Source organism: Streptomyces sp. NTD107, from assembly GCF_059510435.1.
This window is the reverse complement of sequence record NZ_JCAJZV010000005.1, coordinates 1-26,802: the sequence shown is the minus strand read 5'-3', so window position 1 is coordinate 26,802 and position 26,802 is coordinate 1. Positions and strand designations below refer to the sequence as shown.

The window sequence follows — 26,802 nt, the reverse complement described above, 5'->3', positions numbered from 1 at the left end:
ATCCCATGAGCCCTCCCCCGACTTCAGGCCGCCATCGCCACCTCGGTGCCGGCCGGGGTCAGGGCCAGCTCCAGGACCTGGCGGACATCGGTGACCGGGTGCACGTCCAGCCGGTCAAGCACCTCCTTCGGCACCTCGTCCAGGTCGGGCTCGTTGCGCTGCGGGATGATCACCGTGGTGATCCCGGCCCGGTGCGCGGCGAGCAGCTTCTGCTTGAGGCCGCCGATCGGCAGCACCCGGCCGGTCAGCGACACCTCGCCGGTCATCGCCACCTCGGGGCGCACCTGGCGGCCCGACAGCAGCGAGGCCAGCGCGGTGGTCATGGTGATGCCGGCGCTGGGGCCGTCCTTGGGCACCGCCCCGGCGGGGATGTGCAGATGGACGCCGCGCTCCTTGAGGTCACCGACCGGCAGCTCCAGTTCGGCGCCGCGCGAGCGCAGGTAGGAGAGCGCGATCTGGCCGGACTCCTTCATGACGTCGCCCAGCTGGCCGGTGAGGCTCAGTCCGGCGCCGCCGGTCTCCGGGTCGGCCAGCGATGCCTCGATGTACAGCACGTCGCCGCCGGCCCCGGTGACGGCGAGGCCGGTGGCCACGCCGGGCACCGCCGTACGCCGCTGCTCGGGCGACTGGGCGGCCTCCGGGGTGTGGTGCGGGCGGCCGATCAGGTCGCGCAGCGCGTCCTCGGTGACGGTGTACGGCAGGGTCAGTTCGCCCAGCTCGTTGCGGGCGGCGACCTTGCGCAGCAGCTGGGCCAGGGAGCGCTCCAGGGAACGGACGCCGGCCTCGCGGGTGTACTCGCCGGCCAGCTTGCGCAGCGCGCCGTCGGTCACCCCCACCTCGGCGGCGTCCAGCCCGGCGCGTTCCAGCTGGCGGCGCAGCAGGTGGTCGCGGGCGATGGTGACCTTCTCGTCCTCGGTGTAGCCGTCCAGCTGCACCAGCTCCATCCGGTCCAGCAGCGGCTGCGGGATGCCCTCCAGCATGTTGGCGGTGGCCAGGAAGACCACGTCGCTGAGGTCGAGTTCGACCTCCAGGTAGTGGTCGCGGAAGGTGTGGTTCTGGGCCGGGTCCAGGACCTCCAGCAGGGCGGCGGCGGGGTCGCCCCGGTAGTCGCTGCCGACCTTGTCGATCTCGTCCAGCAGCACCACCGGGTTCATGGAGCCGGCTTCCTTGACGGCGCGCACGATGCGGCCGGGCAGGGCGCCGACGTAGGTACGGCGGTGGCCGCGGATCTCGGCCTCGTCGCGGACGCCGCCCAGAGCGACCCGGACGAAGCTGCGGCCCATGGCGCGGGCCACGGATTCGCCGAGCGAGGTCTTGCCGACGCCGGGCGGGCCGACCAGGGCCAGGACGGCGCCGCCGCGCCGGCCGCCGATGACGCCCAGGCCCTTGTCCTCACGGCGCTTGCGCACGGCCAGGTATTCGGTGATGCGTTCCTTGACGTCGGTGAGCCCGGCGTGGTCGGCGTCCAGGACGGCCTTGGCGCCGGCGATGTCGTACGCGTCCTCGGTGCGGTGGTTCCAGGGCAGCTCCAGGACGGTGTCCAGCCAGGTGCGGATCCAGCTGCCCTCGGGGGAGGCGTCGGAGGAGCGCTCCAGCTTGTCGACCTCCTTGAGTGCGGCCTCGCGGACCGTCTCGGGCAGGTCGGCGGCCTCGACCCGGGCGCGGTAGTCCTCGCCCTCGTCGGCGGCGTCGCCGTTCAGCTCGGCCAGTTCCTTGCGGACGGCCTCCAGCTGGCGGCGCAGCAGGAATTCGCGCTGCTGCTTGTCGACGCCTTCCTGGACGTCCTTGGCGATGGATTCGGCGACGTCCTGCTCGGCGAGGTGGTCGCTGAGCAGCCGCAGGGCCAGCCGCAGCCGTTCGACGGGGTCGGTGGTCTCCAGCAGGGTGAGGCGCTGCTCGGTGCTGAGGAACGGCGAGTAGCCGGCGTTGTCGGCGAGGGCCCCGGCGTCCTCGATCTGCTGGACCCGGTCGACGACCTCCCAGGCGCCGCGCTGCCGCAGCCAGGCGGTGGTGAGGGCCTTGTACTCCTTCATCAGCTCGGTGACGGCGCCGGGCAGCGGGGTGGGCAGTTCCTCGGTGACGGGGGTGCCCTCGACCCACAGGGCGGCGCCGGGGCCGGTGGTGCCGGCGCCGATCCGGACCCGGTGCAGGCCGCGGATCAGGGCGCCGGGCCCGCCCGCGTTGAGCCGCCCGACCTGTTCGACGCGGCCGGCGACGCCGATCGCCGCGTACGTGCCCTCGACGCGTGGCACCAGCAGCACGCGGGGCTTCTCGCCGCCCGGGGCCGCGGCCTGGGCGGCCTCGACGGCGGCGCGGACCTCGGTGTCGGACAGTTCCAGCGGAACGACCATGCCGGGCAGCACGACCTCGCCGTCCAGGGGCAGCACGGGCAGGGTGAGTGTGTCGGATGACGATGTCGGTGCCATGACCTCTCCCTCAGCAGACAAGTTGAGTTCACTGCACTCAATGCCGTGGGACGGTCAGATGTTCCCCGGTGGTCAGGCGTTCGCTGTGAGCGATCAGCCCTCGCGCAGCAGCCGCTCCAGGAAGCCGGCGGTGGCGGCCGGCGGGTCGGCCTGGATCACCACCTGGTTCATCACATGCCGGTACTGCTCTATCTCGGCGGGCTTGTCCGGGTAGACACCGCCGGTCAGCTGCTCCAGATACACCACGTCGGGCAGCTCGGCCCCCGGCGGGCGCAGCACCGTCACCGGGCCGCCCACCGCCGCGTGACCACCCGCCGTGAACGGCATGACCTGGAGCGTGATGTGCGGCAGCCGGGAGATCTCCAGCAGATGCCCCAGCTGCTCACGCATCATCGCCGCGCTGCCCATCGAGCGCCGCAGCGCCGCCTCGTCGATCACCGCCCACAGATGCGGCGGCCCGGGCCGGTGCAGTATCCGCTGCCGCGCCATCCGCAGCTCCACCCGGCGCTCCAGCAGCCCGTCCGGCGGCTCGTGGGTGAGCCGGTGCACGGCGCGGCTGTAGCCCTCGGTCTGGAGCAGCCCCGGGATGAACTGCTGCTCGTAGGTGCGGATGACCACGGCCGCCTGTTCCAGGCCGAGATAGACATTCAGCCAGCCGGGCAGCACATCGTGGTACGCGTGCCACCATCCGGGGGTGTTGGACTGCCGGGCCAGCGCCAGCAGGGTGGCGCGCTCGGCGGGGTCGGTCACCCCGTACAGTGTCAGCAGATCATCGACATCGCGCAGTTTGAAGCCGGTGCGGCCCATCTCCAGGCGACTGATCTTGGAGTGCGAGGCGCGGATCACCTCGCCCGCCTCCGCGCCGGTGATCCGGCGGGCCTCGCGCAGCCTGCGCAGCCTGGCGCCGAGGATCATACGGGGAACGGTGGGTCCGGATCTGCGGTCCTCAAGCGGCCCGCCGGTGCGTTCAGTCACGGCCCTTGTCACGCCCATGTCCGCTCCCATGCCGTAGCCGCGAACGCCTCACTGTACTAGAACCCTTACCCCGCGATCCGGCCCTGACCGTCACCGACTTGGCGCCCCGGCGGTCGGTGCCCTTGATGCGCCGGCGGCGCTCACCCTCCGCCCGGCGCAGGCGCTCCAGCTCCTCGCGCAGCTCCCCGCGCCGCCACGCCTTGGCCCAGCGGCGCGCGGTCACCATCGGATCGTCCGGCTCCGGGATGCCCTGCGCCTCGGCCCGGGTGCGGCGGGCCTTGACGGCCGCCGCCATGGCCGCGCCGGCGGCGGCCCGGGCGCGTTCGCTCTCGGCACGGGCGGCGGCGATGGTGGCGGTCGGCCAGATCCGGTCCACGGCGGCGTTCAGCGCGGCGCCGACCAGCACCGCGAACGCGGACAGCGCCAGCCACAGCAGGATCGCCACCGGCACCGCCAGGGACCCGTACATGCTGGGCCCTTCGACGGTGGCCCGCAGATACGCCTTGAGGCCGTACGCGCACGCCGCCCAGATGCTCAGCGCCACCAGCGCGCCGGGGATGTCCTCGCGCCACGGCGACCGCACCGGCACCGACACGTGGTAGAGCGTGGTGAGGAAGGAGACGCACAGCAGCAGAAGCAGCGGCCAGTACGTGTAGCGCAGCGCCCCGGACAGCTGCGGCACCCAGTCGGCGACCACCCCGGGGCCGATCACCATGGCGGGCACGGCGATCGCGCCGACCAGCATGCTGACCACATACATGGTGAACGCCAGCAGCCGGGTGGTGGCCGGGTTGCGGTGGCCGTCCAGCCCGTACATCACGGTGATGGTGCCGACGAAGACATTCATCGCCCGCGACCCCGACCACAGGGCGACGATGAAGCCGAACGACATCACATCGGGGCGCGGCCCGGCCACCAGATCGTTGATCAGCGGGGTGATCACCTCCTCCACGCCGCGCTCGGAGATCATCGCGCCGGACAGATCGAGGATGTGGCCGCGCACGGTGGGCAGCGTGGTGGTGCCGGACACCGCGTCCAGGCTGGAGAGCAGCCCGATCAGGCCCAGCAGCAGCGGGGGCAGCGACAGCAGGGTGAAGAACGCCGCCTCGGCCGCCATGCCCATCACCCGGTGCTCCGAGCAGGAGGTGACGGTGTCCTTGAGCAGCAGCCAGGAGAGTCTGCCCTTGGGGATGTTGCGGTAGACGGCGCTGCGCGAGGGCCGGTCGCGCCGCCTGCGCTCCGCCTTCTCCGCCTTCTCCTTCTGGTCCTTCTGGTCCTTCTTGTCCTTCTTGTCCTTCTTGTCCTTCTTGTCCTTCTCCCGCCGCTTGGTACGGTCCTTGGCCGGGCCCTGGTGTGCTTCCCCCCGCTCCGCCGTGCGCTGCGCGCGCTGCCCCTTCGGTATGGGTACTGACTGTTCGGCGTTCACCGCCTTAACGTAACGGCATGACCTCCACCTCCGGCACGCACACCGTGACCAATCAAGTCCCGCCCCTGGTGGGCCATGACGTCTTCGGCGCGGACGCCGCGCTGCGCGAGGCGGTGGCGCGGCACAGCGGCGACGCCGGCCAGGCGGCCCGCAGCGCGGCCGAGTTGGGCGAGCTGGGCCGGCTGGCGGGCTCCGCGCAGGCCCAGGAGTGGGGCCGGCTGGCGAACGAGAACCCGCCGGTGCTGCGCACCCACGACCGCTACGGCGAGCGGATCGACGAGGTGGAGTTCCACCCGTCCTGGCACCAACTGCTGGAGCACGGGGTGGCCGCCGGGCTGACGGCGGCGTGGCCGCGTACCGACGGCCATCTGCGGCGCGCCGCCGCGTTCGTGGTGTGGTCGCAGGTGGAGGCGGGGCACGGCTGCCCGCTGTCGATGACGCACGCCGCCGTGCCCGCGCTGCGCGCCGAGCCGGGCCTGGCCGCGGCGTGGGAGCCGCTGCTGACCTCCACGGTGTACGAGCCGGGGCTGCGCCCGGCGGCCGGCAAGGCGGGGGTGCTGGCCGGGATGGGGATGACGGAGAAGCAGGGCGGCTCGGACGTACGGGCCAACACCACGCGGGCGGTCCCGCTCCAGGAGGACGGAGCGTACGCGCTGCGCGGGCACAAGTGGTTCTGCTCGGCGCCGATGTCGGACGCCTTTTTGGTGCTGGCGCAGGCGCCGGGCGGGCTCACCTGTTTTCTGCTGCCCCGGGTGCTGCCGGACGGCAGCCGCAACGCCTTCGCCATCCAGCGGCTGAAGGACAAGCTGGGCAACCGGTCCAACGCCTCCGCCGAGGTGGAGTTCGACGGCAGCACGCTGGCCTGGCGGGTGGGCGAGGAAGGGCGCGGGGTGGCCACCATCATCGAGATGGTGGCGGCGACCCGGCTGGACTGTGTGGCGGGGTCGGCGGCGATCATGCGGCAGGCGGTGACCCAGGCGGTGCACCATGCGGCGTACCGTTCGGCGTTCGGCGGCCCGCTGATCGACAAGCCGCTCATGCGCAATGTGCTGGCGGATCTGGCGCTGGAGTCGGAGGCGGCCACCGCGCTGACGATGCGGCTGGCGGCGGCGTACGACCGGGCGCGGGCGGGCAGCGCCTCCGAGCGGCATCTGCTGCGGCTCGCGGTCCCGGCGGCCAAGTACTGGGTGACCAAGCGCTGTACGCCGCTGACGGTGGAGGCGCTGGAGTGTCTGGGCGGCAACGGCTATGTGGAGGAGTCCGGGATGCCCCGGCTGCTGCGCGAGTCGCCGCTGAACTCGATCTGGGAGGGCGCGGGGAACGTTCAGGCGCTGGATGTGCTGCGGGCGTTGCAGCGGGAGCCGGGGGCGCTGAACGCGTTTCTGTCCGAGGTGGGGCAGTCCGCGGGCGCCGATCACCGGCTCGACGCGGCGATCAAGGAGGTGCTGACGGCGCTGTCGGATCTGGACGGCATCGAGGGGCGGGCGCGGCATCTGGTGGAACGCCTCGCGCTGGTGCTCCAGGGTTCGCTGCTGGTGCGGCACGCGCCGGCGGCGGTGGCGGACGCGTTCTGCGCCTCGCGGCTCGGCGGGGAGCGGGGGCTGGCGTTCGGGACGCTGCCCAAGGGGCTCGACCTGGCGGCGGTGGTGGAGCGGGCGCTGCCCCTCTGACCCCGGCACCGATGTGATGGAATGACGGGAATGAGCACCACGCCCGCAGCCGCCGCCGACCCCGCCACCGAGACCGTCACCACCTGGTATCTGGAGCAGACCGCCCCCGCCGCGCCCGCCCCCGCCCCGGGGGCGGCCCCGGGGGCGGCGGTACGGATCGGGCGGGCGGCGCTGCCCAGCCCCGAGTTCAGCCGCTTCCTCTATACAGCGGTGGGGCAGGACGTCGCGTGGACCGACCGGCTGCCGTGGGATCTGACCCGCTGGCGGGCCCATCTGGAGCGGCCGGGGGTGGAGACCTGGGTGGTGTACGAGCGCGGCACCCCGGGCGGCTTCATCGAGCTGACCGGGCAGGACGCCGGGGTGGTGGAGATCAGCTACTTCGGGCTGCTGCCCGCCTTCAGGGGCCGGGGTCTCGGCGGAGCGCTGCTGGCGCAGGGCACCGCCCGCGCCTGGGATCTCGCCGAGCGTTGGCCGCAGCGGGTACCGACCCGCCGGGTGTGGGTGCACACCTGCTCCCGGGACGGCGAGCACGCTCTGGAGAACTACCGGCGGCGCGGCTTCCGCCTGTACGACACCCGGGTCGCGCAGGAGCCGTACGCGACGCAGCCCGGGCCCTGGCCGGGCGCGTAACGGAGGCCCATCGACACCACATCCCAGAATATGGGACGCATAAGTCCAAATAATGGACAACCCTGGACTGCCCCGCGCGGCCCGTGCGACGCTGACCGGCATGTCGCGAGCTGGAACCGCCCTGGTGAGCAGGCGCCACATCGACCTCGGTCGCATGTGCAGCGCCATCTGTCCGCACGGCTGAGCGCCACTGCCGCGCCCTCCCTCGCCCGGTGCGTCGCCCGCGACCGCCGGCCGCCCGACGTCGACTCTGTCCCGTACATCCGCCCAGACGTGGATCACCACAGGTCAGAGCCTCTTTGCTGCCTGCAGAAGGACGAAAGAAACATGTCCGAACCCGCCGAGAAACCCGCCGCCCCGACCCGTCGCAAGGCCGGACGCCACCGCGGCGAAGGCCAGTGGGCCGCCGGACACTTCACCCCGCTCAACCCCAACGAGCAGACCAAGAAGGACGACGACGGTCTCAACGTACGGACGCGCATCGAGACGATCTACGCGCACCGCGGGTTCGACTCCATCGACGGTGCCGATCTGCGCGGCCGGATGCGCTGGTGGGGCCTGTACACCCAGCGCCGCCCCGGCATCGACGGCGGCAAGACCGCCATCCTGGAGCCCGAGGAGCTGGATGACTCGTACTTCATGCTGCGGGTGCGCATCGACGGCGGGCAGCTGACCACCGCGCAGCTGCGGGTCATCGCCGAGATCTCCCAGGAGTTCGCCCGGGGCACCGCCGACATCACCGACCGGCAGAACATCCAGTACCACTGGATCCGCATCGAGGACATGCCGGAGATCTGGCGCCGCCTGGAGGGTGTGGGCCTGTCCACCACCGAGGCGTGCGGCGACACCCCGCGCGTCATCGTCGGCTCGCCGGTGGCCGGCATCGCCGCCGACGAGATCCTCGACGGCACCCCCGCCATCGAGGAGATCCAGCGCCGGGTCATCGGCAACAAGGCGTTCTCCAACCTCCCGCGCAAGTTCAAGTCCGCCATCTCCGGCTCCCCGCAGCAGGACGTGGCGCACGAGGTCAACGACATCGCCTTCGTCGGTGTCGAACACCCCGAGCGCGGCCCCGGCTTCGACCTGTGGGTCGGCGGCGGGCTCTCCACCAACCCCAAGATCGGGGTGCGGCTCGGCGCCTGGGTGCCGCTGGAGGAGGTCGCCGATGTGTACGAGGGCGTCGTCTCGCTCTTCCGCGACCACGGCTACCGGCGGCTGCGCACCCGGGCCCGGATCAAGTTCCTGATCGCCGACTGGGGCGCCGAGAAGTTCCGGCAGGTGCTGGAGGACGAGTATCTGCTGCGCAAACTGATCGACGGGCCCGCCCCGGCGGAGCCCGTGGACCGGTGGCGCGACCACATCGGCGTCCACCCGCAGAAGGACGGCCGGCACTACGTCGGCTTCGCACCCCGGGTGGGCCGGGTGGACGGTACGACCCTGGCCAAGATCGCCGACCTGGCGGAGGCGCACGGCTCCGGCCGGGTACGCACCACCGTGCAGCAGAAGATGCTGATCCTGGACGTGCCCGCGGAGCGGGTGGAGTCGCTCACCGAGTCGCTGGCGGCGCTGGACCTGACCACCGCGCCCTCCCCGTTCCGGCGCGGCACCATGGCCTGCACCGGCATCGAGTTCTGCAAGCTGGCGATCGTGGAGACCAAGGGCCGCGGCGCCTCGCTGATCGACGAGCTGGAGCGCCGGCTGCCGGAGTTCAGCCAGCCGCTCACCATCAACATCAACGGCTGCCCCAACTCCTGCGCCCGCATCCAGATCGCCGACATCGGGCTCAAGGGCCAGCTGGTGACGGACGCGGAGGGCCGGCAGGTGGAGGGCTTCCAGGTGCATCTGGGCGGCTCGCTGGGCCTGGAGCCCGGCTTCGGCCGCAAGGTGCGCGGTCTGAAGGTCACCTCCGCCGAACTGCCCGACTACATCGAGCGGGTGCTGCGCACCTTCGAGGACCGCCGCACCGAGGGCGAGTCCTTCGCCCAGTGGGCGGCGCGGGCGCAGGAGGAGGAGCTGAAGTGAGCGAGCGGGCCGCCCCGTACTACTGCCCCTACTGCGGCGACGAGGATCTGCGCCCCTCCGAGGAGGGGCCGGGTGTCTGGGAGTGCGCGGCCTGCAACCGTGCCTTCCGGCTGAAGTTCCTGGGACTGCTGGCCGGCGGACTGCGGCGCGAGCCGGACGGAGGGGAGGAGCTGTGAGCGGCACCGACGCCGGCGCCGAGGCCGGCACCGCGACCGGACGGCGCGCGCTCGCCGAGGCGGCCGGCCGGGACCTGGAGGACGCCACCGCGCTGGAGATCCTGCGCTGGGCCACCGACACCTTCGGCGCCCGGTTCTGCGTGACCTCCTCCATGGAGGACGCCGTCGTCGCCCATCTCGCCGCCCGGGCCCGCCCCGGCGTGGACGTGGTCTTCCTCGACACCGGCTACCACTTCCCCGAGACCATCGGCACCCGCGACGCCGTCGAGGCCGTCATGGACGTCCGCCTCATCACCCTCACCCCGCGCCGCACCGTCGCCGAACAGGACGCCGAACTCGGCCCGAAGCTGCACGACCGCGACCCCGACCGGTGCTGCGCGCTGCGCAAGGTCGCCCCGCTGGAGCAGGGCCTGGCCGGGTACGACGCCTGGGCCACCGGGCTGCGCCGCGACGAGTCCCCCACCCGCGCGCACACCCCGGTGGTCGGCTGGGACGAGCGGCGCCGCAAGGTCAAGGTCTCCCCCATCGCCCGCTGGACGCAGGACGACGTGGACCGTTACGTCGCCGAGCACGGGGTGCTCACCAACCCGCTGCTCCAGGACGGCTACGCCTCCATCGGCTGCGCGCCGTGCACCCGCCGGGTGCGGGCCGGCGAGGACCCGCGCGCCGGGCGCTGGGCCGGGCGTGGCAAGACCGAGTGCGGGCTGCACGGCTGATGACACCGGTGGGACGAGGAGGGAAGGACCCGATGAGCGAGCAGCAGGGGCAGAAGCGGCGGCGCGGTGCCACCGTGTGGCTGACCGGGCTGCCCAGCGCGGGCAAGAGCACCGTCGCCCGCGCCCTGGCCGGACGGCTGGCGGGCGAGGGGCACCGGGTGGAGGTGCTGGACGGCGACGAGATCCGCGCGTTCCTGTCCGCCGGGCTCGGCTTCGGCCGCGCCGACCGGGACACCAACGTGCGGCGGATCGGCTACGTGGCCGAACTCCTCGCCTCGCACGGCGTGCTGGCCGTGGTCCCGGTCATCGCCCCGTACGCGGACAGCCGCGAGGCGGTCCGCAAGCGGCACGAGGCGAACGGTACGGCGTATCTGGAGATCCATGTCGCCACCCCGGTCGAGGTGTGCTCGGAGCGCGATGTGAAGGGCCTGTACGCCCAGCAGGCGGCGGGCGAACTGTCCGGGCTGACCGGCGTGGACGACCCGTACGAGGAGCCGGCCGCCCCCGATCTGCGGCTCGCCACCCAGGGCCGCACCGTCGAGGAGTCGGCCGGTGCCGTCCACGCGCTGCTGACCGAACGGGGGCTGCTGATATGACCGGTACGAGCGGGGAGATTCCGTACGCGCTGACCCACCTCGATGTGCTGGAGTCCGAGTCGGTGCACATCTTCCGGGAGGTGGCCGGGGAGTTCGAGCGCCCGGTGATCCTGTTCTCGGGCGGCAAGGACTCCATCGTCATGCTGCATCTGGCGCTGAAGGCGTTCGCCCCGGCGCCGGTGCCCTTCGCGCTGCTGCACGTGGACACCGGGCACAACTTCCCCGAGGTGCTGGAGTACCGCGACCGGGTGGTCGCCCAGCACGGGCTGCGGCTGCACATCGCCTCCGTCCAGGAGTTCATCGACCGGGGCGAACTGCGCGAACGCCCCGACGGCACCCGTAACCCGCTCCAGACCGTGCCGCTGCTGGACGCCATCCGCTCGCACCGCTTCGACGCCGTGTTCGGCGGCGGCCGGCGCGACGAGGAGAAGGCCCGCGCCAAGGAGCGGGTGTTCTCGCTGCGGGACGAGTTCGGCGGCTGGGACCCGCGCCGCCAGCGCCCCGAACTGTGGCAGCTCTACAACGGCCGGCACGCCCCCGGCGAGCACGTCCGGGTCTTCCCGCTCTCCAACTGGACCGAGCTGGACGTGTGGCAGTACATCGGCCGGGAGAAGATCGAGATCCCCGCCATCTACTACGCCCACGAACGCGAGGTGTTCGCCCGCTCCGGCATGTGGCTGGCCCCCGGCGGCTGGGGCGGCCCGCGCGACGGCGAACGCGCCGAGCGCCGCCGCGTGCGCTACCGCACCGTCGGCGACATGTCCTGCACCGGCGCCGTCGAGTCCGACGCGGAGACCATCGAGCAGGTCATCGCGGAGATCGCCGCCTCCCGGCTCACCGAGCGCGGCGCCACCCGCGCCGACGACAAGCTGTCGGAGGCCGCCATGGAGGACCGCAAACGCGAGGGGTACTTCTGATGACCGACGCCGCCACCGACGCCGCCACCCCCGACACCACCGCGCTGCTGCGGTTCGCCACCGCCGGTTCCGTGGACGACGGCAAGTCCACCCTGGTGGGCCGGCTGCTGCACGACTCCAAGTCCGTGCTGTCCGACCAGCTCGCCGCCGTCGAGACCGCCTCCCGCAACCGAGGGCAGCGGGCGCCCGATCTGGCGCTGCTCACCGACGGGCTGCGCGCGGAGCGCGAGCAGGGCATCACCATCGATGTGGCCTACCGCTACTTCGCCACGCCCCGCCGCCGGTTCATCCTGGCCGACACCCCCGGGCATGTGCAGTACACCCGCAACATGGTCACCGGCGCCTCCACCGCCGAGCTGGCCGTGGTCCTGGTCGACGCCCGCAACGGGGTGGTGGAGCAGACCCGCCGGCACGCCGCCGTCGCCGCGCTGCTGCGGGTGCCCCATGTCGTCCTCGCCGTCAACAAGATGGACCTCGCCGGGTACGCCGAGCCGGTCTTCGCGCGGATCGCGGAGGAGTTCGGCGCGTACGCCGCCTCGCTCAACATCCCCGAGGTGACCGCCATCCCCATCTCGGCGCTGGCCGGCGACAATGTGGTCACCCCCTCCGCGCACATGGACTGGTACGGCGGCCCCACCGTGCTGGAGCATCTGGAGTCCGTACCGGTGGGCGACGACCCGGCCGCCGAGCCGGCCCGCTTCCCGGTGCAGTACGTCATCCGGCCGCAGACCGCCGAGCACCCCGACTACCGGGGGTACGCGGGGCGGCTGGCCGCCGGGGTGCTGCGGGTCGGCGAGGCGGTCACGATCCTGCCCTCGGGGCGCTCCAGTACGGTCGCGGGCATCGACGCGCTGGGCACCGCCGTGGACGCGGCCCGCGCGCCGCAGTCGGTCACCGTGACGCTCGCCGACGACCTCGACATCTCGCGCGGCGATGTGCTGGTCCCGGCCGGCGGCGGGCCGGTGCCGACCCAGGACATCACCGCCACCGTGTGCCATCTGCACGACCGGCCGCTGGCCCCCGGGGCGCGGGTGCTGCTCAAGCACACCACCCGTACGGTGAAGGCCATCGTCAAGGAGATCCCGTCCCGGCTGACCCTGGGGGACCTCTCGCAGCACCCGGCGCCGGGCGAGCTGGCGGCCAATGACATCGGCCGCGTCGTGCTGCGCGCCGCGGAGCCGCTGCCGCTGGACGCGTACGCCGCCTCCCGGATCACTGGATCGTTTCTGCTGATCGATCCGGCGGACGGCGCCACCCTCACCGCCGGCATGGCGGGCGACGCCTTCGCGGACGCGCCCGTGCCCGGCTCCACCGCCCCGGCGGCGGACGACGAGGGGTGGGATTTCTGATCATGCTCAGGGATGTCTTCTCGACCTTCGCGAAGGAGGGCGGCCGGGTCGGCAGCGGCGCCCTCGGCGCGGGGCACGGCGGGATCGGGCGATGTGCGGGCCACTGAGCACCGACGCCGCTCGCCCCGTACACACCCCATTCGCCCCGACCGCCGCCCGGCCGTGCTCCGGCCCGCCGCGCGGTCCCCCGAGAGGACGCCTCCTTGACCACCGCACGCCGCTCCCTGCTGACCGCCTTCGCCGTCGCCCCGCTGCTGATCGGCGCGACCGCCTGCGGCTACGGCTCCAACTCCGCCGAGGACGACACCAAGAAGCCCGCCGCGAGCGGGAACACCGGCGACAAGCTGTCCGTCGACAACGTCAACATCGGCTATTTCGCCAACATCACGCACGCCACCGCCGTCATCGGCCTCCAGGACGGCGGGCTGATCGAGCAGGAGCTGGGCGGTACGGGCTTCACCCCCTCCATCTTCAACGCCGGCCCCTCCGCGATCGAGGCGCTCAACGGCGACTCGATCGATGTGACCTTCATCGGCCCCAATCCGGCGATCAACGGCTGGGCCCAGTCCGGCGGGCGCAATCTGCGGATCGTCTCCGGCGCGGCGTCCGGCGGCGCCTCACTGGTCGTCAACCCCGAGCGGATCTCCGGCCTCGACGACCTGGCGGGCAAGACGCTGGCCACCCCGCAGCTGGGCAACACCCAGGATGTGGCGCTGCTCAGCTACCTCGCCGACCAGGGCTTCGACGTCGACCCGACGACCGGCGCCGGCGACGTGGAGGTGGCCCGCATCCCCAACGCGGAGATCCCGGCCGCCTTCGACGGCGGCGACATCGACGGCGCGTGGGTGCCCGAGCCGACCGCCGCGAAGCTGGTCAGCCAGGGCGCCGTGGAGATCCTGGACGAGGGCGAGCTGTGGGAGAACGGCCAGTACGTCGTCACCCATGTCATCGCCGCGCAGAAGTTCCTGGACGAGCACCCGGATGTGGTCGAGGCCATCATCCGCGGGGTGGTCCGTACCAACGCCTGGATCAACGCGCACCCGGACGAGGCGAAGCAGCAGTTCAACTCCGCCATCGCCGCCCTGCCGGGCGGCAGTGAGCTGCCCGCCGAGGTGCTGGACCCGGCGTTCGACCATGTGGAGTTCCTGAACGACCCGCTGGCCGACTCGCTGCGGATCAGCGCCGAGAGCACGGTCAACGCCGGGCTGCTGGACGAGGTCGACCTGAACGGGATCTATGACCTCTCCCTGCTGAACAAGGTGCTGGCCAAAGAGGGCCAGGACCCGGTCAGCGACGGCGGCCTCGGTGTCGAGTGACGAACCGTCCCACAGATCCGACGACCACGAGGTGAGAGCGATGGCCACCGCACTCAACGCACCGGACGTACCGACCGCGACCACCGCCGGGACCGAGCCGGCGGTGCGGCTCGACCAGGTCTCGAAGTCCTTCGGCCGGGCGGGGCGGGCCCAGCTCGTCCTGGACGGCATCTCGCTCGATGTCGCGCCCGGCGAGTTCGTGACGCTGCTCGGCGCCTCGGGCTGCGGCAAGTCCACGCTGCTGAACCTGGTCGCCGGGCTCGACCGGCCGACGTCCGGGACCATCGCGGTCCCGGGCGGCCGGCCCGCCCTGATGTTCCAGGAACACGCCCTGTTCCCGTGGCTGACGGCCGGCAAGAACATCGAGCTGGCGCTGCGGCTGCGCGGCGTGCCCAAGGCGGAGCGCCGCCCGGAGGCCGGGCGGCTGCTGGAGCTGGTACGGCTGACCGGCTCGTACGACAAGCGGGTGCACGAGCTGTCCGGCGGCATGCGGCAGCGGGTGGCGCTCGCCCGGGCGCTGGCCCAGGACAGCCGGCTGCTGCTGATGGACGAGCCGTTCGCGGCGCTGGACGCCATCACCCGGGACGTGCTGCACGAGGAACTGACCCGGATCTGGTCCGAGACCGGGGTGTCGGTGCTGTTCGTGACGCACAACGTACGCGAGGCGGTCCGCCTGGCGCAGCGCGTCGTACTGCTGTCCTCCCGGCCGGGGCGGATCGCCCGTACCTGGGAGGTGGACATCGCGCAGCCGCGCCGCATCGAGGACGCCGAGGTGTCGGCCCTGTCCGTGGACATCACCGAACATCTGAGGGAGGAGATCCGGCGCCATGGCCAGCACTGAGAAAACCGCCGGGCCCAGCACGGACCTGGCCGGCCTGGAGGCGGGCCTGGACGCCCTCGACAGCCGCTCGGCGGACGAACGGCCGCCGCTGGGCCGGCTGCTGCTGAGCAAGCTGGTGCCGCCGCTGGTGGCGGTGGCGCTGGTGCTCACGGTGTGGCAGCTCGCCTACTGGGCGGAGCTCAAGCCGGACTACATCCTGCCCGGCCCGCTGGATGTGTGGGGCGCGATCGAGAAGATGTGGCTGGACGGGGTGCTGCTGGAGTACATCTGGACCAGCGTCTCGCGCGGCGTGCTGGGCTTCGCCATCGCCATCGCGGTCGGCACCCCGCTGGGGCTGCTGGTGGCCCGGGTGAAGCTGGTACGGGCGGCGATCGGTCCGATCCTCACCGGGCTCCAGTCGCTGCCGTCCATCGCGTGGGTGCCGGCGGCGCTGATCTGGTTCGGGCTCACCGACACCACCATCTACGCGGTGGTGCTGCTGGGCGCCGTGCCCTCGATCGCCAACGGCATCGTGGCGGGCGTGGACCAGATACCGCCGCTGTACCTGCGGGCCGGCCGGATGCTGGGCGCGCGCGGACTGACCAGCGTGCGGCACATCCTGCTGCCGGCCGCGCTGCCCGGCTATCTGGCCGGGCTCAAGCAGGGCTGGGCGTTCTCGTGGCGCTCGCTGATGGCGGCGGAACTGATCGTCACCTCGGCGAAGCTGGGCACCGGGCTCGGCCAGCTGATGGACGGCTTCCGGGCGATGCAGAACATGTCCGGGGTGCTCGCCACCATCATCTTGATCCTGCTGGTGGGGGTCGCCATCGATCTGCTGTTCTTCTCCCCGCTGGAGCGGCGGGTGCTGCGCAGCAGGGGCCTGCTGGCGAGGAACGGCTGACCGGCGCCGCCCCGATGCTGCTGATCGCCCACGGCAGCCGGGACCCGGGGCACGCGGCGACCGTGCACGCGCTGGCGGCGCGGGTGCGGTCGCTGCGGCCCGGGCTGCGGGTGACGGTGGGTTTTCTGGAGTTCAACGCCCCCACGGTGCGGGATGCGCTCGGGCGCCTGTACGCCGACGGGGTGCGCGAGGTGATCGCGGTCCCGCTGCTGCTGACCCACGCCTACCACGCCAAAACGGACATCCCCGCTGTCCTGTCCGCCGGCCGGCGGGCGCTGCCCGGCCTGCGCATCCACCAGGCGGCGGTCCTGGCCCCCGACCCCCTGCTGCTCGCGGCCCTGGAAGGCCGCCTGACGGAGGCGGAACCCCTGCGCCCCCTCCCGTCGACGCACTCCGGCACGGACGAATCGCGTGAGCGCGACACCGCGAACCAGCGCGCCACGGCGGCTGTCCCGCGCCCGCGCGCCGACGACACGACGACGCCGATCGGCGCAGGCCGGCGAACGCCCAGGCCGTCGCCCGGGCCGCCCGGCTGCCGGCCCGCTCCGGGCGACGACGAGCCCCAAAGGCCCCCGGCCCAACGCGTTGGGGCGAGCCCTGAGCCGCGCGCAGAACGGCGAGAAGTGGATGCCCCTCCCCCATCGACATCGTCGGTGCACGCCCCGGAGCGACACGCCCGCGCAACGAATCCCCCGGCCGCAGCCCCACCACCGGCCCGCGCCGGCAACGCGAGTCCGGGGTCGCGGCCGGGGCCACCCTGCGCGCCGGACGCCGACGGCGCGGGGGCCGGCTCGGTCAACGCCGCCGTACCCGCGCGAGCGGGGTACGGCCCACAGGTGCCGGCCGCCGCCGATCGCCGTTCACGCTCGGCCACTCCCCCACCGACCGGCACGACCACCGACCGGACCACAGACACCGCCGACCCGGCTCGCACCGGGATCACGCTGACCGGCGCCGGGTCGTCCGAACGGGCAGCCATCGAGACGGTCTCGGGCGACCGGGCCGCAGACGCCGACTCCGCCGACCACACGGGGATCGCGCCGACCGCCAGCAGTACATCCAAACCAACGGCTGACCGGGCCACAGGCGCCGGCCGTGCCGACCGCACGGGGATCGTGCTGGCTGCCGCTGGGTCGTCCGATCCGGCGGCCATCGCTGCGGTCGCGGGTGTCGCGCGGGAGTGGGCGGTGGCCGGGGGATGGGGTGCGGTACGGGTGGCGTTCGCCTCCGGTGCCGGGCCGCGTACGGCCGATGCCGTCCGCGCGCTGCGCGCGGACGGCATCGGACGGGTGCTGGTCGCCCCGCTGGTGATCGCACCCGGCCGGCTGCCGGAGCGGATCGCGGCGGGGGCCCGGGAGGCCGGCGCGGACGCGCTGGCCCCCGTGCTGGGCGCCGCCCCCGAACTGGCGGAGCTCCTGCTGCGCCGCCGCGACGAGGCGGCGGCCGAGGCGGCGGCCGGCTACAGCGCGGCGGGCACGTACTTGTAGCCGACCCGCCGCACCGTCACGATCCGCTCCCGGTACGCCTCACCGAGCTTGCGGCGCAGCCGCGCGATGTGTACGTCCACGGTCCGCTGGTCGCCGACCGGGCCGTAGCCCCAGATGGTCGTCACCAACTGCTCGCGGCTGTACACCCGGTGCGGGTGCCGTACCAGGTGCGACAGCAGCTCGAATTCGAGGTAGGTGAGCTCCAGCAGCGTCCCGTCCACCCGGGCGGTGCGTTCCTCCTCGTCGATGCTGATGCCCAGCCCGGTGCCGGCACCGGCGGCACCGGAGCCGGCCCCCGTGGCGGTGATGTTCGACGGCAGGGAGATGAACTCGGACAGCCGGGTGCCCGCGGGCGCGAGAACCAGATAGCCGACCAGGGGTACGGAGCTGTCCACGCCTTCGGGGACAACGGTGATCGTCATGTCGGACAGATCTGACAGGGGTGTGGTCAGCTGCGGCATGATCGGCTCCTTCACGGATATGGGGCGGTCGAAGCCTTGGGTGGTCATGCGGTCGGTGCCTTTCCAGGGGTCACTGGTGTCACTGCGGCGAGGGCGTCAAACCGGCGGCGGTGGACGCGGGGAGCGCTTCGATGAAGTCGTCGATCGCGTCGAACAGGCGCAGTTCGGCCTCGGGACGGATCTGCGCGGATCCGTCGGGGCGGCGGGCGATGTCGTCCTCCAGCTGGTAACAGCCGCCGACCACATGGCGCGCCCGCAGCGCGGTCAGCACCGGACGCAGCGCGTAGTCGATGGCCAGTACATGCGCGTAGCTGCCTCCGGTGGCCAGCGGCAGCACCGTCTTTCCGGCCAGTCCCGACTGCGGCAGCAGATCGAGAAAGGTCTTCAGCAGGCCGGTGTAGGCCGACTTGTACACGGGGGTGGCGACGATCAGCCCGTCCGCGACGGCGACATCCTCCAGTGCGCGCCGCGTCACGGCGCCGGGGCGGCGGATGCCCAGCAGTTCCTCGGCCGGCAGTTCCCGCAGCACCAGGTGCCCCGCGTCGAATCCGGTGAGCGAGAGCCGGTCGATGGCGTGCTGCACCAGTGCGGCGGTGCGCGATTCCCTGGCCGGGCTGGCCGATACCGCGAGAATGTGCGTCATGAATCACTCCGGGAGCATCGGAAACCAGAAATGGGCCGGGGAAATCGGGCAGCGCCGGGCAGGGCGGGGTGGCACTGTGGCGCGGTGGCGCGTTTTCCGGAATGAGCCGCGGGAATGACGGGATACCGCCCGCCGGCGGGTGGGGATTCGATGCTGCGGCTGATGCCGGAGATTCACGGCCGTTGCGGGCCGGAGAAGGTCAGCTGTGGTGTGTTCAGTGGCCGTTGGCACAGATAGCGCTGGCCTGCCGTCGCAGATCGACGTGCAGGCGCGTCACGAGAACGTCAGCTTGACTCACAGTGGGTGAGCTTGCCAGCAACCGTGTTCCGGCGTCAAGGTATTGCCGCCTTGTCTCAATTACTGGAACGCCGGCAATCGGGGAGGGGTCATATTTCGCCGGATGAAGCCCGTGAAAACTCCGGGGGCCGCTTGACCGGCGCGCGGGTGTGCTGTCAATGTGGCCCTCATGTCGACCGGCAAGCGCTTCTTCTCCAGGCAGCACGTGGACTTTGTCCGCGTGGCCAGCGCGCTGTGTCGCCGCGGCCGTCTCTGACGGTCGCGCCCGGTGTCTGCCGTGGGCGCGGCGTCTCGCATTCCGCCCACCGCATCCGGCACCGCACAAGAGGTCGCGCCATGTCTGTTTTCTCCGCTCCGCCCCGTTCGTCCGCCGACGCCGCCGTCCCGTACCCGCCCGCCCGACTGGCCGAAACCGTACGCCGGTTCGCCGACCGTCCCGAGTCCTGGCGGGCGCCGGCCCGCTTCACCTCGCCCGAGCGCTGGTACCACCGGCTGCACCGTGCCGAGGGGTACGAGGTGTGGCTGCTGACGTGGCTGCCGGGCCAGGGCACCGAGATCCATGACCACGGCGGCTCGTCCGGGGCGTTCACGGTGGTCGAGGGCACGCTGAGCGAGGAAACGTTCCCGGGGGTGCGGCGGCTGCCGGTGGGCGGGCTGCGGTCCTTCGGCCCACGGCACATCCACCGGGTGAGCAATCGGGGCACCGAGCCGGCCATCAGCGTGCACGCGTACGGCCCGGCGCTGACCTCGCAGAACTACTACCGGCTGGGCGCGGACGGCGCGCTGCTGCTGGACCGTACCGACACGATTGACGACTGACGGAGCCATGACGACGACGATCGACGAGTATCTGGCGGCCGTACGGGGCGGCCTGGACCGCCTCGACCCCCGGCAGGCGGACGCGGCGCGGCGGGCCGGCGCGATCCTGGTGGACACCCGGCCGGCCTTCCAGCGGGACGCGGACGGCACCGTTCCGGGTGCGCTGATCATCGAGCGCAATCATCTGGAGTGGCGCTGCGACCCGGCGAGCGGCGCTTCGGTGCCGGAGGCGACCGGGCGGGATGTGCACTGGATCGTGCTGTGCGACGAGGGGTACGCCTCCTCGCTGGCGGCCGCCTCCCTACGGGCGATCGGGCTGCGCAGGGCCACCGATCTGATCGGCGGGTTCCAGGCGTGGCGCCGGGCGGGGCTGCCCGTGACGGCCCCAGACCCGACCGGCGATTCCCCCCTACGCGACAGCACGCAGCTCAACCACCGGCCGGGTCCCTCTCCCACCCCGGCGGGTCCGTCATCGTAAATGGTACGGACCGATTACCGCCAGTGGGCGCCCTGATGCTCACACTCCGTACGGGGCGACAGCGGTCCGTCACTTTTTTGCGTCCCGCGCCCGCCCGAACCCAGGAACATCCGCCAACTGTGGCTGATACTCAGCCAACCCCAACATACTCAGTATGCAAGTAGGTACCTTCCAGCGCAGCGGCGTGCCGATCGGCGCCCCGTGTACCCCCATGGAACTGCGCTGGAGGCTTCTTGAACACGCGAGGCAGGAAAAGAGGCAGGAAAACGGGCGTGGCGGTGCTCGCCACCGGCGTCGTGCTGGCGGTGACCGCCGGACTCGGTGGCGCCGCCGCAGCGCGCGGCGGCGGCGAGGACCTCCGCGCAGGCGCGGCCGGCGGCGGCTCGGTGACCCTGATCACCGGCGACCGGGTACTGCTCGACGCCACCGGATCGGTCTCCGGGCTGATCCGGGCCGAGGGCCGCGAGCACATACCGGTCCGCGTCGTCCAGCAGGACGGCGCGACCCTGGTGGTCCCGTGGGACGCCCAGGGCCTGATCGAGGACGGGACCCTGGACCGGGGCCTGTTCGACGTCACCGAGCTGTCCCGGGAGGCGTATCGCACCTTCGCGGGGACCCCGCTCATCGTCAGCTACGACGACGGCTCACGGTCGGCGTCCGTGGCCGAGACCCTGCGCGAGGACGCGGACCTCGAAGTCCGCGCGCAGTTCAGCGCGCTGGCGGCGGACGCCCTCACGGTGCCCGAGGAGTCGACCGCCTCCCTGTGGGAAACCCTCACCGAGCCCGGCGTCGAGGACGAGCTGGCGCTCACCGCCACCCCGGGCATCAAGGCGGTCAACCTCGACCGGGTCGTACGCCCCACCCTGGACACCAGCGCCGGCCAGATCGGCGCCGACCAGGCGTGGGAGGCCGGGCTCGACGGCAGCGGGGTGACCATCGCGGTCCTGGACACCGGCATCGACGCCGGCCACGGAGACTTCGAGGACAAGATCCGCGACACGGCGAACTTCACCGACGAGGACGCCGGCGACATCGTCGGGCACGGCACCCATGTGGCCTCCACCGCCGCCGGCACCGGCGACCGCTCCGACGGCCGCTACCGGGGCATCGCCCCGGGCGCCGACCTGCTGGTGGGCAAGGTCCTCGGCGAGAGGGGCGGCCTGGGGTCCTGGATTCTCGAAGGCATGGAGTGGGCCGTCGAGCAGGGCGCCGACATCGTCAACATGAGCCTGGGCAGCTACGCCTACCCCGGCTACGACCCGCTGGTAGAGGCCGTCAACGAGCTGTCCCGGGAGCACGGCACGCTCTTCGTCGTCGCGGCCGGCAACGACGGGCCGGGCGAGGGCACCGTGGGTTCGCCCGGGGTGGCGGAGGCGGCGCTCACCGTCGGCGCGGTCGACGGCGACGACGCGATCGCCGACTTCTCCTCGGTGGGCCCCAACCCCCTCGACGGCGCGCTCAAGCCGGACCTGTCCGCACCGGGCGTACAGATCGCCGCCGCCGCAGCCGCCGGCAGCGATGTGGAGCTGACCGGTACGCCGGTCGCCGACGGCTACGCGGCGATCGACGGAACCTCCATGGCCACCCCGCATGTCGCGGGCGCCGCCGCGCTGCTGCTCCAGCAGCACCCCGACTGGACCGGCGAGCAGCTCAAGAGCGCGCTGGTCGGCTCCGCCACCGGGATCGACGGCACTCCCGTCCAGACCGGCAGCGGGCGGCTGGATGTCGTCCGCGCCCTGGAACAGACGGTCACCGCCGACTCCAACACCCTGAACTTCGGCACCGTCGCCCACCCCTACGGCGGCGCCGGCCAGGTCACCCGGGAGATCACCTACCGCAACAGCGGCGCGGACGACCTCACCCTCGACCTCGAACTGTCCACCGCCGCACCGGAGAAGCTGTACACCCTCACCGACGGGACGGTGACCGTCCCCGCCGGGGGCACCGCCACCGTCGAGATCACCGCCGACCCCTCCGTCATGGCGGCGTCGGGGGCCGGCACGCACGGCTTCGTCGTCACCGGCACCAGCGGTGACCACCAGGTGCGCACCGCCGGCACCATCACCCTGGAGGTCGAACTCTTCGACATCTCCGTCGACATCACCGACCGGGACGGCAACCCGGCCGAGGGCGCACGGGTGTTCGTCGACGGCTGGGAGTACGGCTTCAACGCCGTGAGCGAGAACGGCACCGTCAGCGGGCGGGTCCCGGCCGGTGACTATCTCATCGAGGTCCTCGCCCCGAGCCCGTGGGACGCCGGCCCCGACGACCTCAGCGTCGAATGGGCGATGGCACCCATGCTGGCCATCGGTGAACCGACCACCCTGCACGTGGACCTGCGCGAGGCCGAGCGACTGGACTTCACCGCCCCGGACCCCGACGCGGAACTGAGCGAGTTCGGCACCGCCTACGAGATGCCCGGCGTCGCCCAGTGGATGTGGTACTTCGGTAACCAGCCCGAGGGCGTCAACAGCCTCTCCATCGGGGACACCCCGGCCGGCTCCGCCTTCACCCTCGCGCTGCTCTCCCACCACACCGGGGAGAACGGGGAGCAGTACTACGGCCACCGCGAGCACAACGGGGCCTTCCCCACCGGTCTCGTCAACCACCCGGAGTTCCCGGACATGGCCCACGTCGCGGCGACGGTGGGCACCGGCGACCCGGGGGCGCAGGGCTGGGTCGGGGCGGCGCCCTCGGTGTTCGGCCTCGGCCTGGGCGACTTCATCGAGCTGCCCGGCACGGCCGACCTCTGGCTCCAGTCGGGCACGCCTTGGGGGCTGTCCAGCCATCAGTACGACGCGGACGGCATGATGGCGCAGGGCGTCATGTACCCGGACGAGGAGTTCGCCGCCGGGGAGACGTTCGAACGTACCCTCAACAACGGCGTCTTCGGGCCGGTCTACGCCGACGGCTCCGCGTTCGTACGCAAGGGCAATGTGTTCTTCGCCGACTTCACCTTCTTCTCGCCCGGCACCGCCCGGAGTGGCTGGGGCGCATCCGCTACGGGCACCACGCGCGTCTACCGCGACGGTGAGCTGGAGCGTGATCTGGACCGGATCGCGGAGAACCTCGTGTTCGGGGTCGCCGCCGGCGAGGCGGAGTACCGGGTGGTCTCCACCGCCTCCCGGGCGGATCTCGGCTACAGCAATGTCTCCTCCGAGGTCACGGTCGACTACACCTTCACCACCGGCACCACCCAGGACTTCGAGCCGGTGACCGGTCCGCTGGCCATCCGCTACACCCCGCGGCTCGCGCCGGACAGCACCGCGCCCGCCGAGCAGAAAGGTTTCTCCATCCCGCTGACCGTCCAGGGCGGCACCGCCGCGTCCCTGACGATCGAGACCTCGGTGGACGGCGGGCAGAGCTGGCACACCGTCCACGACGGTGCGGGCGACATCGCCGGGATCACGGTCGACAACCCGGCCGCCGGCGGCTCCGTCTCCCTGCGGGCCACCGCCGCCGACAGCGACGGCAACCGCTCCGTCCAGACCATCAAGGACGCCTACCTCACCAGGTGACCCACCCCCGCCGCCCGGCACCCGCCGGGCGGCGGATCACCGGGGGGAAATCATTCGACTCCCCCGGCCGCCCCGACTACGGTCCGCCCGATGGACGCTCACCTCACCACCCCGGCGGGGCTGCGGCTGCGCCCCTGGGCCGCGCCCGATCTGCCGGCCGTCCGGGACGCCTTCAACACCCCCCTGATGCTTCGACCATTCGGATCGATACCACCGGCCCGCACCGTGGACGACGCGGCAGCGGCCGACTGGATCGCGCGACGCGCCACCGAACGGACGGAAGGCACCGGATACTCCTGGGCCGTTGTCGAGGGCCCCGCCGTCCTGGGGTGCGTCGCCCTCTCCCGGCTCAACCGGGCACACGAGGGCGGCTGGGTGTCCTACTGGACGGTGCCCGCCGCCCGCGGCCGGGGCGTGGCAAGCGACGCGGTACGCGCCCTGGCCACCTGGTGCTTCGGCGATCTCGGCCTGCACCGGCTGGAACTGGGCCACCGGCTCGACAACCCCGCATCCTGCCGGGTGGCCACCGCCGCCGGCTTCGCCGTCGAGGGTGTCCAGCGCGAGAAACTGCGCCACGACGGCGTACGGCACGACGTGGAACTCCACGCCCGGCTCGCAACCGATCACTGAGCCCGAGGCGTCCCCTCCCCCATGGGGTGGGGAATCGATGTGCGTCCGCTGCGGATTGCGGCGTTCCGCGCGCTGTGGCTGTCCAGCGCCGGTACCGCGATCGGCGCGAGCTTCACCGCCGTGGCCGTCCCGCTCCAGATCTACGAGCTGACCGGCTCCTCCACCTATGTGGGCCTGTCGGCGCTGGCCGCCCTGGGGCCGCTGACCGTGGCGGCGCTGTGGGGCGGGGCGCTGTCCGACGCGATGGACCGGCGGCGGCTGCTGCTGGCCACCAACGGCGCCATGGCGGCGGTCGGCGGGGCCCTGTGGCTGACCGCCGGCCTGAACTCCCTGGGGTGGCTGTTCGTCCTGCTCGGCCTGGTGCAGGGCTGCTACGGCGCCAACCACACGGCGCGCGGCTCGATCGTACCGAGGCTGGTGCCCGGCCCGCAGCTGGCGGCGGCGAACGCCCTGGACAGCACGGTGCGCTGGCTGGGCCCGGTCATCGGGCCGCTGCTCGCCGGAGCGCTGCTGCCGCTGACCGGGGTGGCCACGCTGTATCTGCTGAACGCCCTCACCCTGGCCGCCGTCCTGATCCCGGTGTGGCGGCTGCCGCCCCTGCCGGGCACCGGCGCCCGACGGCGGGCGGGGGTGCGGCAGGTCGGGGAGGGGCTGCGCCATCTGGCGGGCCGCCGGCTGTTGTGGGTGGTGGCGGTGGCGGATCTGTTGGCGATGGTGCTGGGCAATCCGGCGGCGCTGTTCCCCGAGGTGTCGCAGCGGACCTTCGGCGACCCGCCCGGCGGCGGCTTCGCCCTCGGCCTGCTGACGGCGGCGCTGGCGCTGGGCGCGGTGCTGGCGGGGCTGGCCTCCGGCCTGTTCACCCGGCTGGTACGGCACGGGCTGGTGATCACGGTGGCGGTGTGCGGCTGGGGGCTGGCGATCGCCGCCTTCGGAGTGACCCGCCGGCTGTGGCCGGCGGCACTGCTCCTGGTGCTGGGCGGGGTGGCGCTCATGCTGCTCAGTGTCTTCCGCACCACAGTGCTCCAGCAGTGCGTGCCCGATGAGTTGCGCGGCCGGCTCCAGGGCGTGATGACGGTGGTGTCGGCGGGCGGGCCGTGGCTGGCCCAGCTGGCCCACGGCCCGGCAGGCGCCGCCTTCGGCACCACCTGGGCGATCACCGGCGGCGGCCTGCTGACGGTGACGGCGATGCTGCTGCTGGCGGCGCTGGTACCGGAGCTGACACGCTACCGGGCAAGCCCCACCCCAACACCCCTCCAACAAAACCATGCCTGACCCAACGGCACACAGCCCCCGCCCAAAGCCACCCGAACCAGCACCGGTCCGCTGACCATGCCGGCACCGGCACCGGCACCGGGCAGAACCCACCCCAGGCCCAACAGCACACGGACCCCGCCCAAAGCCACGCGAACCAGTACCGGCCCGCTGACCATGCCGGCGACGCCGCCGCTGGCAGCGCCGGCACCGGGCAGAACCCACCCCGGGCCCAACAGCACACGGCCCCCCGCCCAAAGCCACCCGAACCACTACCGGCCCGCTGACCATGCCGGCGACGCCGCCGCTGGCAGCGCCGGTACCGGGCGGTACCCACCCCGGGCCCAACGGCACACGGCCCCCCGCCGAGCGGCCCGCCAGGCCACGCCGGGCGGGCCAGCACCGGCGCCGGCCCGAGGCGGCCACTGCCGGGCGGGTGGCCTCCCGGAGCGCCCCGGGCGGGGCGGGTCCGACGGGACGGCGGATCAGCCCTGGCGTCTCACCACAGCGCGCGGCCCGGCGGCCGGCCCGTCTCTCCGGGCCCCCGCGGGCCCGGAGAGACGGGCGACTACCGGGTGCCGCCCCGGCTCCGAACGCGCCGGTCGAGCGCCCGGCCGTCAGGCCGTGCATCGCACCGCGATGACGGGCTCCCTGCCCGGAACCGGGCCGGGGTCAGCCCGGCTCCCCGGCCGTCAGTTCGATCAGCTTCATGACGGTGCGCCAGTTCCGGCCGGTGGCGAGGTGGCCCTTGAGGGCGCTGCCCAGGGCGCCGTCGAGCTTGCTGCGGCCCATGCCGCCCGGAAAGTACGCGAAGATCTCGCGCTCGCCCGCCCGGAAGGTGTCCGGGGCGTAGCGGGCCGGGTCGACACGGGCCAGGGCGGCCGGATCCGGGGCACGGTCCAGGAAGAGCACCAGCAGCTTGGCCGGGTCGAGCGCGGCGGCGTCGTACGGGCAGCGCCCGGCGGTGGCGCGCAGTTGGTCGGCGCCGAGCACCAGGGTGTCGACCGCGAAGCCGAACCGCCGCTCCAGCGCCGCCGCCAGCTCCCGGCCCAGCGCGGCCGGGTCCGCGCCGGCCGGTGCCGAGAAGACGGCGTTGCCGCTCTGGAGATGGGTCTTCGGCGCCCCGTGCCCCAGCTCGGTGAGCACTTCCCGCAGCTGGGCCATCGGCACCTTGCGGTGCCCGCCGACGTTGATTCCGCGCAGCAGCGCGACAAACCGGGCGGTGTCCGCCGCCGCGCCTTCGGTCGTGTCTTCGGTGCCTTCCGTCATGTCCGCAGC

At 72.8% G+C, this 26,802-nt stretch carries 23 protein-coding genes and 2 pseudogenes; 18 read left to right on the top strand and 7 right to left on the bottom strand.

The annotated features are described in order from the left end of the window. Positions 1–23: 23 nt before the first annotated feature. From lon to AC5WRL_RS12305, 3 genes are all read right to left on the bottom strand, one after another. Complete coding sequence (gene lon, locus AC5WRL_RS12315) at positions 24–2,426, bottom strand: endopeptidase La (RefSeq protein WP_496088485.1); 2,403 nt, start codon at positions 2,424–2,426, stop codon at positions 24–26. Positions 2,427–2,519: 93 nt separating this feature from the next. Then, complete coding sequence (locus AC5WRL_RS12310; RefSeq protein WP_496088484.1) at positions 2,520–3,419, bottom strand: Sco1979 family transcriptional regulator; 900 nt, start codon at positions 3,417–3,419, stop codon at positions 2,520–2,522. Beyond that, positions 3,394–4,827 (bottom strand): YihY/virulence factor BrkB family protein, encoded by a 1,434-nt coding sequence (locus tag AC5WRL_RS12305; RefSeq protein WP_496088483.1) that lies wholly within the window; start codon positions 4,825–4,827, stop codon positions 3,394–3,396. The genes AC5WRL_RS12310 and AC5WRL_RS12305 overlap by 26 nt, the downstream gene beginning before the upstream one ends. A 17-nt stretch (positions 4,828–4,844) precedes the next feature. On the opposite strand from AC5WRL_RS12305, the gene AC5WRL_RS12300 reads away from it, so the two are divergent. The 13 genes and pseudogenes from AC5WRL_RS12300 to AC5WRL_RS12240 form a co-directional block, all read left to right on the top strand. Continuing rightward, complete coding sequence (locus tag AC5WRL_RS12300; protein WP_496088482.1) at positions 4,845–6,497, top strand: acyl-CoA dehydrogenase family protein; 1,653 nt, start codon at positions 4,845–4,847, stop codon at positions 6,495–6,497. 30 nt (positions 6,498–6,527) lie between these two features. Then, entirely contained in the window at positions 6,528–7,127 is a 600-nt protein-coding gene (locus tag AC5WRL_RS12295) for a GNAT family N-acetyltransferase (RefSeq protein ID WP_496088481.1), read from the top strand. A 327-nt stretch (positions 7,128–7,454) separates the two neighbouring features. After that, a complete protein-coding gene (locus AC5WRL_RS12290) occupies positions 7,455–9,149 on the top strand; it encodes a nitrite/sulfite reductase (RefSeq protein WP_496088480.1) in 1,695 nt (564 codons plus the stop codon). Next, the gene (locus tag AC5WRL_RS12285; RefSeq protein WP_496088479.1) at positions 9,146–9,325 is read left to right on the top strand and encodes an eL43 family ribosomal protein; all 180 of its coding nucleotides are present in this window, start codon (positions 9,146–9,148) and stop codon (positions 9,323–9,325) included. The genes AC5WRL_RS12290 and AC5WRL_RS12285 overlap by 4 nt, the downstream gene beginning before the upstream one ends. Then, on the top strand, positions 9,322–10,041 hold the full coding sequence (locus AC5WRL_RS12280; protein ID WP_496088478.1) for a phosphoadenylyl-sulfate reductase: 720 nt from the start codon (positions 9,322–9,324) through the stop codon (positions 10,039–10,041). Before AC5WRL_RS12285 ends, AC5WRL_RS12280 begins: the two co-directional genes overlap by 4 nt. 32 nt (positions 10,042–10,073) lie before the next feature. After that, a complete protein-coding gene (gene cysC, locus AC5WRL_RS12275) occupies positions 10,074–10,637 on the top strand; it encodes an adenylyl-sulfate kinase (RefSeq protein WP_496088477.1) in 564 nt (187 codons plus the stop codon). After that, positions 10,634–11,554 (top strand): sulfate adenylyltransferase subunit CysD, encoded by a 921-nt coding sequence (cysD, locus tag AC5WRL_RS12270; protein ID WP_496088476.1) that lies wholly within the window; start codon positions 10,634–10,636, stop codon positions 11,552–11,554. Before cysC ends, cysD begins: the two co-directional genes overlap by 4 nt. Next, positions 11,554–12,903 carry a sulfate adenylyltransferase subunit 1 gene (locus AC5WRL_RS12265; protein WP_496088475.1) on the top strand — a complete coding sequence of 450 codons (1,350 nt, stop codon included), beginning with the start codon at positions 11,554–11,556 and terminating at the stop codon, positions 12,901–12,903. Before cysD ends, AC5WRL_RS12265 begins: the two co-directional genes overlap by 1 nt. Before the next feature lie 203 nt (positions 12,904–13,106). Then, positions 13,107–14,219 (top strand): ABC transporter substrate-binding protein, encoded by a 1,113-nt coding sequence (locus AC5WRL_RS12260; protein WP_496088474.1) that lies wholly within the window; start codon positions 13,107–13,109, stop codon positions 14,217–14,219. Between the two features lie 40 nt (positions 14,220–14,259). After that, positions 14,260–15,060: an ABC transporter ATP-binding protein gene (locus tag AC5WRL_RS12255; protein WP_496088473.1), complete on the top strand. Its 801-nt coding sequence runs from the start codon at positions 14,260–14,262 to the stop codon at positions 15,058–15,060. Beyond that, positions 15,047–15,940 (top strand): ABC transporter permease, encoded by an 894-nt coding sequence (locus tag AC5WRL_RS12250; protein ID WP_496088472.1) that lies wholly within the window; start codon positions 15,047–15,049, stop codon positions 15,938–15,940. The genes AC5WRL_RS12255 and AC5WRL_RS12250 overlap by 14 nt, the downstream gene beginning before the upstream one ends. Before the next feature lie 14 nt (positions 15,941–15,954). Further along, positions 15,955–16,302, top strand: a pseudogene (locus tag AC5WRL_RS12245) (sirohydrochlorin chelatase); the annotation flags it as partial. Between the two features lie 729 nt (positions 16,303–17,031). Further along, positions 17,032–17,427, top strand: a pseudogene (locus AC5WRL_RS12240) (CbiX/SirB N-terminal domain-containing protein); the annotation flags it as partial. Here AC5WRL_RS12240 and AC5WRL_RS12235 read toward each other — a convergent pair. The 3 genes from AC5WRL_RS12235 to AC5WRL_RS12225 all read right to left on the bottom strand — a co-directional run bounded on the left by AC5WRL_RS12235 (position 17,400) and on the right by AC5WRL_RS12225 (position 18,829). Further along, positions 17,400–17,936 (bottom strand): winged helix-turn-helix domain-containing protein, encoded by a 537-nt coding sequence (locus AC5WRL_RS12235; RefSeq protein ID WP_496088471.1) that lies wholly within the window; start codon positions 17,934–17,936, stop codon positions 17,400–17,402. The pseudogene AC5WRL_RS12240 and the gene AC5WRL_RS12235 overlap by 28 nt on opposite strands. 31 nt (positions 17,937–17,967) lie before the next feature. After that, positions 17,968–18,531, bottom strand: coding sequence for an NADPH-dependent FMN reductase (gene ssuE / locus AC5WRL_RS12230; RefSeq protein ID WP_496088470.1), 564 nt, complete (start codon positions 18,529–18,531; stop codon positions 17,968–17,970). 214 nt (positions 18,532–18,745) lie between these two features. After that, positions 18,746–18,829, bottom strand: a complete 84-nt coding sequence (locus AC5WRL_RS12225) for a putative leader peptide (protein ID WP_354341493.1) — start codon at positions 18,827–18,829, stop codon at positions 18,746–18,748. Between the two features lie 335 nt (positions 18,830–19,164). On the opposite strand from AC5WRL_RS12225, the gene AC5WRL_RS12220 reads away from it, so the two are divergent. The 5 genes from AC5WRL_RS12220 (at position 19,165) to AC5WRL_RS12200 (ending at position 25,545) form a co-directional block, all read left to right on the top strand. Beyond that, positions 19,165–19,647, top strand: a complete 483-nt coding sequence (locus AC5WRL_RS12220) for a cysteine dioxygenase (protein WP_496088469.1) — start codon at positions 19,165–19,167, stop codon at positions 19,645–19,647. A 7-nt stretch (positions 19,648–19,654) separates the two neighbouring features. Next, positions 19,655–20,125 carry a rhodanese-like domain-containing protein gene (locus AC5WRL_RS12215; RefSeq protein ID WP_496088468.1) on the top strand — a complete coding sequence of 157 codons (471 nt, stop codon included), beginning with the start codon at positions 19,655–19,657 and terminating at the stop codon, positions 20,123–20,125. A gap of 272 nt (positions 20,126–20,397) precedes the next feature. After that, the gene (locus AC5WRL_RS12210; RefSeq protein ID WP_496088467.1) at positions 20,398–23,643 is read left to right on the top strand and encodes a S8 family serine peptidase; all 3,246 of its coding nucleotides are present in this window, start codon (positions 20,398–20,400) and stop codon (positions 23,641–23,643) included. Between the two features lie 90 nt (positions 23,644–23,733). Then, on the top strand, positions 23,734–24,273 hold the full coding sequence (locus tag AC5WRL_RS12205; RefSeq protein WP_496088466.1) for a GNAT family N-acetyltransferase: 540 nt from the start codon (positions 23,734–23,736) through the stop codon (positions 24,271–24,273). 21 nt (positions 24,274–24,294) lie between these two features. Beyond that, on the top strand, positions 24,295–25,545 hold the full coding sequence (locus AC5WRL_RS12200) for an MFS transporter (RefSeq protein ID WP_496088465.1): 1,251 nt from the start codon (positions 24,295–24,297) through the stop codon (positions 25,543–25,545). 651 nt (positions 25,546–26,196) lie between these two features. Here the strand turns inward: AC5WRL_RS12200 and AC5WRL_RS12195 are convergent. Continuing rightward, entirely contained in the window at positions 26,197–26,793 is a 597-nt protein-coding gene (locus AC5WRL_RS12195; protein ID WP_496088816.1) for a DUF1697 domain-containing protein, read from the bottom strand. Positions 26,794–26,802 lie beyond the last annotated feature (9 nt).

Coding starts and splice junctions, on each gene's coding strand:
- ssuE (WP_496088470.1), bottom strand. CDS start 18,531: ATGACGCACATTCTCGCGGTATCGGCCAGCCCGGCCAGGGAATCGCGC.
- AC5WRL_RS12250 (WP_496088472.1), top strand. CDS start 15,047: ATGGCCAGCACTGAGAAAACCGCCGGGCCCAGCACGGACCTGGCCGGC.
- lon (WP_496088485.1), bottom strand. CDS start 2,426: ATGGCACCGACATCGTCATCCGACACACTCACCCTGCCCGTGCTGCCC.
- AC5WRL_RS12255 (WP_496088473.1), top strand. CDS start 14,260: ATGGCCACCGCACTCAACGCACCGGACGTACCGACCGCGACCACCGCC.
- AC5WRL_RS12310 (WP_496088484.1), bottom strand. CDS start 3,419: ATGGGCGTGACAAGGGCCGTGACTGAACGCACCGGCGGGCCGCTTGAG.
- AC5WRL_RS12300 (WP_496088482.1), top strand. CDS start 4,845: ATGACCTCCACCTCCGGCACGCACACCGTGACCAATCAAGTCCCGCCC.
- AC5WRL_RS12200 (WP_496088465.1), top strand. CDS start 24,295: ATGGGGTGGGGAATCGATGTGCGTCCGCTGCGGATTGCGGCGTTCCGC.
- AC5WRL_RS12290 (WP_496088480.1), top strand. CDS start 7,455: ATGTCCGAACCCGCCGAGAAACCCGCCGCCCCGACCCGTCGCAAGGCC.
- AC5WRL_RS12295 (WP_496088481.1), top strand. CDS start 6,528: ATGAGCACCACGCCCGCAGCCGCCGCCGACCCCGCCACCGAGACCGTC.
- AC5WRL_RS12205 (WP_496088466.1), top strand. CDS start 23,734: ATGGACGCTCACCTCACCACCCCGGCGGGGCTGCGGCTGCGCCCCTGG.
- cysC (WP_496088477.1), top strand. CDS start 10,074: ATGAGCGAGCAGCAGGGGCAGAAGCGGCGGCGCGGTGCCACCGTGTGG.
- AC5WRL_RS12235 (WP_496088471.1), bottom strand. CDS start 17,936: ATGACCACCCAAGGCTTCGACCGCCCCATATCCGTGAAGGAGCCGATC.
- AC5WRL_RS12265 (WP_496088475.1), top strand. CDS start 11,554: ATGACCGACGCCGCCACCGACGCCGCCACCCCCGACACCACCGCGCTG.
- AC5WRL_RS12195 (WP_496088816.1), bottom strand. CDS start 26,793: ATGACGGAAGGCACCGAAGACACGACCGAAGGCGCGGCGGCGGACACC.
- AC5WRL_RS12220 (WP_496088469.1), top strand. CDS start 19,165: ATGTCTGTTTTCTCCGCTCCGCCCCGTTCGTCCGCCGACGCCGCCGTC.
- AC5WRL_RS12215 (WP_496088468.1), top strand. CDS start 19,655: ATGACGACGACGATCGACGAGTATCTGGCGGCCGTACGGGGCGGCCTG.
- cysD (WP_496088476.1), top strand. CDS start 10,634: ATGACCGGTACGAGCGGGGAGATTCCGTACGCGCTGACCCACCTCGAT.